This window comes from Mesobacterium pallidum (assembly GCF_019966535.1).
Classification (GTDB): domain Bacteria; phylum Pseudomonadota; class Alphaproteobacteria; order Rhodobacterales; family Rhodobacteraceae; genus Mesobacterium; species Mesobacterium pallidum.
In genome coordinates, this window is the sequence record NZ_JAIMID010000018.1 from 134,606 (window position 1) to 145,189 (window position 10,584).

Here is a 10,584-nt window from a genome sequence, read left to right on the forward strand (position 1 = left end):
GCTCGCGCGGGACGCAGATCCCGCGCGGGGTGTCGTGTCAGTGGCCGCAGCAGCAGCCGGATTTGGTCGGCGTTTCCTTAGCGGATTCCGTGACGCGCGGCTCGGGTTTGGCTTGGCCCTGATTGTCGGATTTGCCGCCGCAACATCCGGTCGATTCCTTGGCGGCGCTGGCTTGCTTCGGGGTATTGGAAAGACTGTCCATCTGGACCTCCTCTTGTTGCCTTCGTTCTATAGACGCGGCTCGACGGACAGCATTACAGGAATTCAGACATTGGCGCATTTGCAGTGTGACGATGCGCGCGGACTCGCAGGCCGGAGGCAGTCACTTGGCAGCTCCGACCGGGACGCCCGATCCCGGCTGGCATGGGTCGAGCGGTTCTGACAGCTACAGCAGTCGGCGCGCGGCCCATCCAATCGCCTCCAGGCCACGCGCACGCAAGCCGCGGCGGTGCCAGACCGGCAGGGTGATTTCAGCGGCCTCTGCGAGATCGCCCAGATACTGTGCCTGCAGTTGCTCGGCCAGCGTCCGATCACGAGCGATCAACACGAGCTCCTGGTTGATGAACAGGCTCCGGTAGTCGAGGTTTGCCGAGCCCACGATCGACCAAGCCGCGTCGATGACCGAAGTCTTGGCATGCAGTTGGCGCGGCAGGTATTCATAGACCCTCACGCCCGCCGACAGAAGGTGCGCATATGCAGCCCGAGTCGCCCAGCCGGCGACCGGCGGATCGCTCCGGCGGGGGACCAGCAAACGTGCGTCCACGCCACGCCGGGCGGCGGCTTGAAGTGCGCGGGCGACCACGGTTCCCGGACTGAAATATGGTGAGGTCAAATAAACGTGGGTTTGCGCCATTTCGATCAACCCCGCATGCAGACAAGCAAGCCGCTTGCGGCACTTGCGCGAGTAGCTCGGCACCAGCAACCCCTCGATCCCCTTGGTATCATCGGGAATCGCGCTGGCCGGAAGCTGGCCAGCGTCAAACCAGAGTCGCTCGAAATGCCTGACAGCGAGCTCTGCCAGCGGGCCCGCGACGCGCAAATGAGTATCTCGTTGGCGGGTATCGCCGTGAAGTCGGCGCGAATTCAGCCGGCGAATGTTGAAGCCGCCCAGGAATGCTTCCCGGCCATCGACGACCAGAAGCTTGCGGTGGTTGCGTTGCAGATATCTCAGCGGATGCAGCAGGCTGAAGGGGCGAAACCAGCGGAACCGGACCCCGGCCTGTTTCAATTCGTCACGCAGCCTGCGAAAGTTTCTCTGGCCGGCACCGAAGGCGTCGAGGTGCAGCCGCACGTCAAGGCCGGCGCGCGCCTTTACCGCGAGCGCGGCCACGAAACGCGCACCGACCTCGTCGGCCGCAAAGATATAGGACTCCATGCGGATATCGCGCGTCGCGCGCTCAATCGCGGCGATCATCTCGTCGAAAAGCGCATCGCCTTCGACGAAAAGCCGGAACGTGCCCTCGCCCTCGCCGAGGTCCGGCACACAGATCGCAGCGCGCGCTTGTTTGCTCGACCGCGTGACGCCCGTTGCTTTGCGGCTGATACCGTCCGCCCGAATGAAATGTTTGTTGAAGACGCGCATAGTTCTCGCTTAGCGCCTCGTGGATCGGGCGGCAATGTCAGGGTCGGCGACAGGTCCGTCGCCTCCGGATGCGATGGCGCGAAAACCTGCTTTGATCTCGATGGTGGCGCGATGGCCACGGCGGTCAGGCACCGGACACATCATGGAGACCGTGCTGGCACCAGACGCAATCGCAAGCGACATGGTCGCAACTGCGGTCTTTGAGGGGTTCGCGATAACGAAACCGGGCGAGTGGCAGCACGAAGCGCTTGGGGAACGACAGCCGGTAGGCCGAAGCGAATATCGATCGGGTGTGGTTCGCATCGAGTTTTCCGATCAGATAGTCCAATCCGCGTGTACAAGTGTGGTTGTACATGAACCGATTGACCACGCCGGCACTCAGGCCCGGCTGCAAACTCTGCCGCCAGGCTTCGGTGTAGTCGGTTCCGTGTATCAGGCTCTCTGCCGCCAGCCGGCCCGTTCGCATCGCATAGCGCAACCCGAATCCTGCCAGCGCGTCCTGAAAACCCGCGTGCTCGCCGATCACCGGGTTTCCGCCCTGCATCGCTGTGCGTGGCAATCTGACATTCCCGAAACCGCCGAAACCGCGCGCATTCTGCATTTGCAGCCCGGCGTGACGTTCGAAATACGACACCGTCGCCGCAAGATGCTTCGCCTGGTCGCGAAACCCCGTGAAGATGCAACTTGCCACCGTTCCGCGTCCTTCGTGCACGAGCAGGTAGGCGTAGCCCTTCGGGGCCAGCTCCGTCCCGAACGCAAGCCATGCACCATCGGGCATGGCCGTTTCAAAGACGTAGCCGACCGCGATGATATCAGCACCGCGCGGCCCGCCTGCCAGGATCATGTTCCCCGCCGTGGCCGTGACCCGATCATTGAACCGCACCTCGACCCCGGCCGCTTGGGCCTGATCCAGCAGGGCGCGGTCCAGCGTCCCCACGGCGTTGCCCCGCCGCAACAGATAGAACAGGGGCTTTGAATCATGAACCCGGTGCGCCGTGGCGCGGCTGTCAAAGACGACGCCTTCGGTGATACCGCGATGATCGAAATCGGTGGCGATTCCGACGGCAGCGAGTTCGTCCAGAACGTCCTGCGCGTCGGTCCAGTTCTCCAGACCGTGAAAATCGTCATGGAAACGGTGACCGACATCCTTGTGCCATTCACGCACCGTGACCCGGCGGTTGGCCTTGGCCAGAACTATCGCGCAGACGAGGCCCGCGGGCCCGGCTCCAACAATTTCAATCTGGTCATCGCTGGCGGCGGAATGGTCGGGCACAGGTGCCATCATCCCGCCGCTTTCCGGCATCCAGTACCCTCGTGCCTTCTGGAGTTCAGGGCACAATCGCAGGATCCACCGACCGGTATCATGCGGCAGAGGACAATCCGGTCAACCAGTTTAGGCGACGATGCCAGGCATCCTTCCCCTGCCGAACCTTGTGTAAACGCCTGCGGGGTCTGATTCCCCCGCAGGCCATTTCTCCGCACTCGTCTGCATAATATCAGTGCCTTTCGAACATGTAGGAAACTTTTCCGGCCCGCAGGCCATCCAAATCGTGCGGAGCCTTGGCCGACAGAAATGATCAAATGCCGTAGGCCCATGCCGCCAGTCGGCCCATGTGGATGTCAACACTGTGGACACCAGACACGTTTTCCACCGCGACGCGAATGGCGTTCTCTTCGAAATCGCTGTCTGCAACGCCCCAGATCGCGACATTGCCCTTGTCAACGGTGTAGTTGATCAAGTTGACTGTCGCACCGGGAACCTCTTTCAGAGCTTCATCTATCTTCGAGCGCAGCACCCGATCATCTTCCGATGGTTCCCCCAGTGCCCCGTCAGGAATTGCCGACAAGGCATGGAGCAGATTTGCCCGACTGACAATTCCAACGACGCGCTCCTCCCGCAGCACCGGCACCCGTTTGATCCGGTGCTTTTCCAGAAGGCGCGCGATCTCGGCAATCGGTGTGTCCTCCTCGACCGAAACGACATCGCGGGTCATCACGTCCGCGATATGGTGGCTGTTGAGCTTGATGAAGTCCTGGGCAGAATTGCCAGAGCCGCCCAGCAGTTCGAGCCACCAGGATCGGCGCAGGCCGTCGGTGTCGCGGACGCGCCGCATCAGGTCTCCTTCGCTGACCAGTCCCTTGAGAGCGCCCTCTGAATCAACGACGGGGAGCGCGCTGACGTGATGCTCGAGCATCAGGCGCACGGCGTCCTCGACTTTTCCGTCCTGCGGGACGGAGATCACGGATGTCGTCATGATATCCTTGGCTTGCATGTCGTTGCCTCCTTCGCAAGTAATGGGCCGATGCACCGATCAGGTGCCGATCACCAGTTGCAGGTCATCGCCCAAATCATAGGGTGGGATGTCGAGGTTGCGTGGTGCCGGTCCTTTCCGTATCCGCCCCGACGTGTCGTAATGCGATCCGTGACATGGGCAGAACCAACCGCCGAATTCTCCGACTGCGGATCCGTCCTGACCCAGCGGTATACAGCCGAGATGGGTACAGACACCGATGACTATCAGCCACTCGCCAGCCGCGTCCGCCGTGCGGTTCTCGTCACGCGCTGGCGTGTCGCCATTCAGGTTCGGGTTCTCGCGCGCACTGTCGACAGTGTCGACAAGATCGTCGAGTTCGACCGCGCGCGCCGCCTCGATAGCCGCAACAGACCGGCGCCAGACGAAGACCGGGCGCCCCCGCCACTTGACCGTAATGCGTTGGCCCGGTTCGACGCCGGCAAGATCGACCCTGATCGTACCGGAGGCGGTCACGTCGGCTGAGGGATTCATCGAGTCGATCAACGGCCAGACCGCAGCCCCGACGGCAACCGCGCCGGTCGAGGCTGTAGCATAGTACAAGAAATCGCGCCGCTCAGTTGCAGGCGGCGGAACTGGGTGGTCTGCGGTCCTGTTCATCGTGAATCCTCCGACTTGACGCTCATCTGGGTTGAAAAGACCGGGCTTTCGATGTGAACACCCGCATCGACATGCAGCACCTCTCCCGTGATGCCGCTGGTATAGTTGCTGGCGAAGAGCAGGGCCGTTCGGCCCACCTCGTCGGCCTCAATGTTGCGCCGCAAGGGTGATGCGCGAGCGGTCGCATCCAGAAGACCCGAAAAGCCGGTCAGCCCCGATGCCGCGCGGGTCAGCACCGGACCCGCGGAAATAGCGTTGACACGGATGTTTGACGGCCCGAGTTCATGCGCGAGATAGCGCACAGTCGCTTCGAGCGCCGCCATGACCGGCCCCATCACATTGTAGTTTTCCACCACGCGTTCGCCGCCAAGATAACTTAGCGTGATCAGGCTGCCGCCGCCGGACATCAGCGGTTCGGCAAGATGCGCCATACGGATCAGCGAATGCACCGAAACGGCCATCGCTTCCGAGAACCCTTCGGCAGAGCAATCGGTCAGCCGACCATGAAGGTCGGCAGACGGCACGCTGCCCACGGCGTGAAGAAGGAAATCGAGCTTTCCCCAGCGTTCTGCGATAGCATCGAAAACGGCATCGAGTTCCTGTGGCGCCTTCACATCGCAAGGCAGGACGATGGGCGCTTCAAGCCGCGCGGCCAACGGTGTCACGTGGGTCTTGGTGCGCTCATTGACATAAGTGATGGCCAACTCGGCACCCGCTTGCCGGAAGTGCAGAGCGGCGGGCCACGCCAGACTGCGTTCATTCGCGATGCCGATGACCAAGCCCTTGCGACCGGACAGGTCCAAAAGTTCCACGGGATCGCAGCATTCGGGGAAGTCAGGCATCTTCCGATTGAACCCGGGTATCGGCGGAGGCGTCCGGCACCTTCTTCTGTGCAGTTTGACGCTTCGCGGTCTTGCCGTGCTTATGCCCGCCGTGTCCATGCCCGAAGAGATGCAATGCAGCCATCCCGCCGATCACGAGGACCAGAATCCAGTTTTCAGTAAGCCATTCCATGATCGTTCACTCCTTGCTGGATGAGGTGATCTGAATGTCTGCCTGCGTGCCAGTGGCAGCGATGGGGAAACTGCCGTACATCGCGCCGAAGACATGTGTGAGCCATGCGTCGCGCGCTTTGCGCAATGACGCCACGCTTTCGCCGGTACACGCCAACAGCGCGCGTTCGGCAAGAATGGCGGGATGGTCTTTCGGCAGGGGATCTCGCGTCTCGCGCACGAAGTCGGCTGTGGATTTCACCAGTGCCATCCATGGGTTCACACGTTCGGAAAAAATCGTTCTGGTCCATCGCATCGGATGCAGGGCGCGCAGCATCTCGGCACTGGCCGGGGAAGTCGCGGCCTTGATCCAAGGGCTAACAAATGTCGAATAGGCCGCCTCGTTGATCCGTGACATCTGCGCGACCTGCGCCAGCGCTCCATGGTCTGACCCAAAACCGAGATCGTCGACGTCGCGCTGCTCGAAATGCACGTCGTAGTCGTCGGTCTTGCGCTTTGCGCCCCCGGAAGGATTATCGATGACCATCTCATAAAGCCCGGGCGTCAGTACCTCGACCGCCTCCAGGCTTTCCAGGATCGCCCGATGCTGAAGCCGCGCGACGGACCCGGAGACGAAGATGCCTAGATGCCCGACAGTCTCGTGCGTCATGTAGACGATGCGCTGTCCGGCAGCCTTGAGCGCATCGGTGTCAGGATATAGCTTGGCAATCCAGCCCAACGCCTGCTGCGGTGGCGTGATGTTGTCGCCCTCCGAGGCAAAGACGATGATCGGGTTGCGGATCCGTTTCAGGTCGATGGTGCAATGTGCATCCAGTTGCATCTCGCCCTGCTCCAGCCGGTTGCCGATGAAAAGGTTCTGTGTGATGCCGAGAATTTCCTCGCGGCTCAGCGTGTAGTAACCATTCCACCAGCGTTCGAAGTCGAGAAACCGTTCACGTTCGGTATCGGCATGGGAAAAGAGGTTGGCGTATTTCTCCCAGATCGCCTTTTCGGGTTGCAAGGTCTTGAAGTTCTGCGCCAGCCACGCGCCGTCGAACCGCCCGTCGCCCAGATCGGCGATCATGTGCGCTGCCCACGACCCGCCCGAAAGCGCGCCGAGCATCCGCATCGGGCTGGTGGCCGCGTCGCCCGACCAATAACTGAGCGGAGAGCCGTTCAGCACGATGGGCCCGGTCAGACCGTCGCAATCGGCGGCCAGCAGGGCGGCGGCCCAACCGGCCTGGCAATTGCCGTAGAGCACGGGTGCTGCGTTCGGGTGACGACGGGCGACTTCGGTGACGAAGTCACGCAGGGCATAGTGTACGTCAGCCAGCGTCTGGCCGGGCATGGGTTCTGGAAAGAAGATCACGAAATAGACCGGATGGCCCTCGTGCATCGCCATGCCGACTTCGCTGTCATGCTTGAAGCCGCCGATGCCCGGCCCATGACCCGCGCGCGGATCAATGACAATGACCGGCGGCTTCGTCTTATCCACGCAATCTTCCCAACAATCGTCTCCGACCCGCGTGATCCTGAGCAGCGCATAATTGGCGGGCCGGTCGAACGTGCGGGCATCCAGCAGAAGCTCGTAGTCGAAATCCAGAAGCGGAGGCATGCCCTGCCGTTCATGCGCTATCATGTTGTCGGCGCGTTCCCGCAAGGTATCGAGGAACAGCAGCCAGCGTTCGAACGCGTCCTGGGCATAGGGAACATGGGCGTCAGCCGAGGGCTGTTTAGACTCAGGTTCCGTAGTTTGCTCCGTTGTCACAGTTGCAAGGCGCAAGCTCTTATTCATCATCGGCTTCCTTCTGTTCATCGATTTCTCTGGATGGCTGCCCTGCAAGAAGCGCAAGTGCGAGGTCTTTTGCGACCTCCTGGCGCAGACCAGTCAACAGGTAGGCCGCATCACCGGGCTTGAGGCCCAGTGCGCGCGCCGCTAATCCCGGAGGTTGCTTTAAGATTTCCACGCGCTGGAACAACGCCAGTGCCATCGGAGCGTCTGGATGCGCGGAGGCCTCTGCACAATTGCATATCACCCGCGACATGAACCCCGGAACGGCGGCATTCCGCGACGGTTCCGTTGCTCCCGAACGAAAATTCGTCGTCTCCCGTGGCATGATCCCAGTCCTCCTGCTGTGCTGGCCCAAGGCGCAGTCACAAAAGAAGACGTCGATCGGCGAAAAACGTTACAGACCGACCGCGTTTAGATCAGGAATTCTGCTGCCCTGCTTCGCAATCAGTTTCGTGCTCGGCGTTCTTGCAACCCGCCGGCTGACAATAGCAATCGTCGCGGTCGTCACGGCAGCAGTCGCCGCAATGATTTGTCAACGCCTCGCGCAAAGCCGTGCGCGCTCGGTGTAGCCTAACGCCAAGCGCGTTGCGGGTTAGCCCAAGGTCGCGCGCCACATGCTCACGGTCTTCTTCGCCGAAGTCGATGCGCCGGATCAGTTCCGAATCCGCCGGGCGCAGTTCGGAAATAAGACCGCCGTGGCAGGTGCAGAGCCGCGCCATCTGGGTCGGCGCATCAGCGATCCAGTCTTCCGGCTCGCGCGCCACCGCCGCAGCCAAGCGGTTGCGACGCGTGCCTTTACGGAAATGGTCATTCAACGTGGAGCGCAGGATCGCATAGAGCCAGGCGTCCATCCGCTCAACGTCTCTGAGCTGATCCTTGCGCCCCAGCACACGGATGCAGAAATCCTGCAGAACATCCTCTGCATCCGCCCGGTTGCCAAGCCGTTTGATCAGGAAGCCCAGAAATGCGCCACGTCCATCGAGCAACGCACGTTCCGCCGATTCGACCGGCATCACCGGTTTTCGGGTGTCTAGCGATGCCATGAGACGCCTGACCTTTCCTGATTTTTCGAGATTTTCTTGGTCATTATCACTGTATCATGTTCGATGGCCGCAAGCGTTGACATGGATCAATTGCGCCATCGTTCTTGTCGCAGGTTCGATGTGCCAAGGCCCACTCACCCGTTCTGCGGGGGAGCCTTTCAATGACCTGAGCAACTATTGCCAAATCGCCTCAAGCTATTAAAATATATTCGTTTATGTCAAGATCAGCTGTGTTGGCTTTGTATTCTACCACTGAGATTGACGAACACAATTCCCGCAATGACCAATAGGATGCCGGAAAATTGCACGACGGAAAGACGCTCGCCAAAGAACACTGCCCCGATGGTGAGGCCGAATATCGGCACCAGGAAGCTGAACACGATCGCCCGGCTCAGTTCCACTTCCTCCAGCACCGAAAACCATAGCCAGTAAACCAGTGCAGAGCCAAACAAGGCCAGGCCCAACAGCGACACTATGAAAACAGATGTCCATTGGATGGCTGTCTGGTCTTCAAGGAGAAGTGCCGCCACGGCAAGAGGCACGCTGCCGATCAGCATCTGAAAGCCCATTGCAAAAAGTCCATCGACCTGACCTGCGATGGATTTGATCGCCACGTTGCTGACAGTCACTCCAACCGCAGCCAGAACGATGTAGGCAAAACCGATGGCCGTCCCGTCTCGCGCTCCATCGCCCAATTGTGGCAGGGCGATCACAAGTATTCCCGCGAAACCGATAAATAGGCCACCCCAACCGACCCTCGCCAGTCGCTCTCCAAGCCATGCAACGCCCAACATTGTCGCAAGCAGCGGCTGAGCGTTGGCGATAACCGTGGCGAGCCCGGGAGATACGAATTCTGCCGCATGAAACATGCCGAGAAATCCCAGACTGGTCGCGCCAAGGCCGACGACACCCAGTGTCACCCACGTGCGCCAACCACGCGGAAACGGCCGCTGCAGCCACACGGCAACAAGCACCAGGGTGGCCCCAGCCAGAACCGCCCGCAGTGTCGCAAAGGTCAAATGCGGCGAATATTGCAGCCCTGCCGTGATCAGCGGAAAGCATGCCGCCCACAAGAGCATGGCCAGAACGATCTTGGTTATTGTCGTCGGCGACATCGGGATTTCCTTTTTTCAGGTCAGAACCGGCGGGAATTGCGGAAATCTTCCGGCGTGCGAAGTCAGGGTAGAATGATGAGTTGTTCTCGTACTTGATGATCGCAGACCAGATCGAAGTCGCAAGTGTCAACAATTGCGGTGCGGCGGCTTGGCGACAGTGATTGGACGAACCAAACAGACGTTGCAGCGGCTGAAACCTTACTGGTTATAAGACAAACGTCTGATGACCTGTGCTTTATGAGTTCCAGGATGCACGTACAATGAAAGAACCGCAGACGTTTGTGGCAGACGGTGTAACGCATCCGACTTACGAGCGTCCTATTTTGTAGAGGTGTGTGATGAAAAATGACCAAGGCGACAAAGTTTCCTTAGTTGACCAGCCCGACGCCGCTGCAAAATCCACCGACGCGGCCGTTCGCCACGCGTTGGTAGAAGGCAGACACCAAATCCTGAAATTCCTGCGTCGGCGACTGGGTGATCCAGAGGCGGCAGAGGATGTCCTGCAAACGTTTATGCTGCGGGCCATCGACCGCTCAGAGCAACTTCGTGATGTACGGGCCGTTCGCGGCTGGCTCAGTCAGATCCTTGTGTCGTCCATCGCGGACCATGGCCGCAAGGTTTCGCGACAGCGACAGAGGGAGGTGGTCATGGCACCGACCGATCTGGAAAGCGTCCATCACGATTTTGACGAAGAACTGGACGAGGCAATCTGCAATTGTCTTTACAAGTTGTTGCCAACGCTCAAACCTGAATATGCCGAAGTTGTCTGGCGGGTCGATCTTCAGGAACAACCGCGAGAGGCCGTCGCCAAAGACCTTGGGATCACGTTGAACAATCTCAACGTCCGCGTTCACCGGGGCAGGCAGGCGTTGAAGACAAGGTTGCAGCAGATGTGCCTGACCTGCCCGGTTCACGGCTTTCTCGATTGCGATTGCGACGCGGCAGAGAGGGTCCGCGCCCGCATCGAAGCCCTTGCGGACGAAAGCGAAATCTGAAGAACACGCAGAACCGCAGAGCGATCCCCGGAGCTTTAATGCTGCTACGTTACGCGCGTGCCTGAGATCGAAGCCGGTTAGTGTCCGCGCACGTGGTGTAATTTCTGCGCCTTCATAGGTGTAATCCCGGGTGGCCATCGAGGTGTATGGTCG

At 60.3% G+C, this 10,584-nt stretch carries 12 protein-coding genes; 1 reads left to right on the forward strand and 11 read right to left on the reverse strand.

From position 1 onward, the window contains the following. Positions 1–37: 37 nt before the first annotated feature. The 11 genes from MF270_RS21905 to MF270_RS21955 all read right to left on the reverse strand — a co-directional run bounded on the left by MF270_RS21905 (position 38) and on the right by MF270_RS21955 (position 9,436). Positions 38–202, reverse strand: coding sequence for a hypothetical protein (locus MF270_RS21905; RefSeq protein WP_238367916.1), 165 nt, complete (start codon positions 200–202; stop codon positions 38–40). Between the two features lie 183 nt (positions 203–385). After that, entirely contained in the window at positions 386–1,582 is a 1,197-nt protein-coding gene (locus MF270_RS21910; protein WP_238367917.1) for a phospholipase D-like domain-containing protein, read from the reverse strand. A 124-nt stretch (positions 1,583–1,706) separates the two neighbouring features. Continuing rightward, on the reverse strand, positions 1,707–2,885 hold the full coding sequence (locus MF270_RS21915) for an NAD(P)/FAD-dependent oxidoreductase (RefSeq protein ID WP_238367918.1): 1,179 nt from the start codon (positions 2,883–2,885) through the stop codon (positions 1,707–1,709). Positions 2,886–3,159: 274 nt separating this feature from the next. Further along, complete coding sequence (locus MF270_RS21920) at positions 3,160–3,855, reverse strand: CBS domain-containing protein (protein WP_238367919.1); 696 nt, start codon at positions 3,853–3,855, stop codon at positions 3,160–3,162. A 39-nt stretch (positions 3,856–3,894) separates the two neighbouring features. Then, on the reverse strand, positions 3,895–4,494 hold the full coding sequence (gene petA, locus MF270_RS21925; RefSeq protein WP_238367920.1) for a ubiquinol-cytochrome c reductase iron-sulfur subunit: 600 nt from the start codon (positions 4,492–4,494) through the stop codon (positions 3,895–3,897). Further along, positions 4,491–5,336, reverse strand: coding sequence for an enoyl-ACP reductase FabI (fabI, locus tag MF270_RS21930; protein ID WP_238367921.1), 846 nt, complete (start codon positions 5,334–5,336; stop codon positions 4,491–4,493). The genes petA and fabI overlap by 4 nt, the downstream gene beginning before the upstream one ends. Continuing rightward, a complete protein-coding gene (locus tag MF270_RS21935) occupies positions 5,329–5,508 on the reverse strand; it encodes a hypothetical protein (protein WP_238367922.1) in 180 nt (59 codons plus the stop codon). Before MF270_RS21935 ends, fabI begins: the two co-directional genes overlap by 8 nt. A gap of 6 nt (positions 5,509–5,514) precedes the next feature. Next, on the reverse strand, positions 5,515–7,281 hold the full coding sequence (locus MF270_RS21940; RefSeq protein ID WP_238367923.1) for a DUF3141 domain-containing protein: 1,767 nt from the start codon (positions 7,279–7,281) through the stop codon (positions 5,515–5,517). Then, positions 7,274–7,477, reverse strand: a complete 204-nt coding sequence (locus MF270_RS21945) for a hypothetical protein (RefSeq protein WP_238367924.1) — start codon at positions 7,475–7,477, stop codon at positions 7,274–7,276. The genes MF270_RS21940 and MF270_RS21945 overlap by 8 nt, the downstream gene beginning before the upstream one ends. A 217-nt stretch (positions 7,478–7,694) precedes the next feature. Continuing rightward, positions 7,695–8,321 carry an RNA polymerase sigma factor gene (locus MF270_RS21950; protein ID WP_238367925.1) on the reverse strand — a complete coding sequence of 209 codons (627 nt, stop codon included), beginning with the start codon at positions 8,319–8,321 and terminating at the stop codon, positions 7,695–7,697. Between the two features lie 224 nt (positions 8,322–8,545). After that, entirely contained in the window at positions 8,546–9,436 is an 891-nt protein-coding gene (locus MF270_RS21955) for a DMT family transporter (RefSeq protein WP_238367926.1), read from the reverse strand. 338 nt (positions 9,437–9,774) lie between these two features. Here MF270_RS21955 and MF270_RS21960 point away from each other — a divergent pair, with 338 nt between their 5' ends. Continuing rightward, positions 9,775–10,431 carry an RNA polymerase sigma factor gene (locus MF270_RS21960; RefSeq protein ID WP_238367927.1) on the forward strand — a complete coding sequence of 219 codons (657 nt, stop codon included), beginning with the start codon at positions 9,775–9,777 and terminating at the stop codon, positions 10,429–10,431. Positions 10,432–10,584 lie beyond the last annotated feature (153 nt).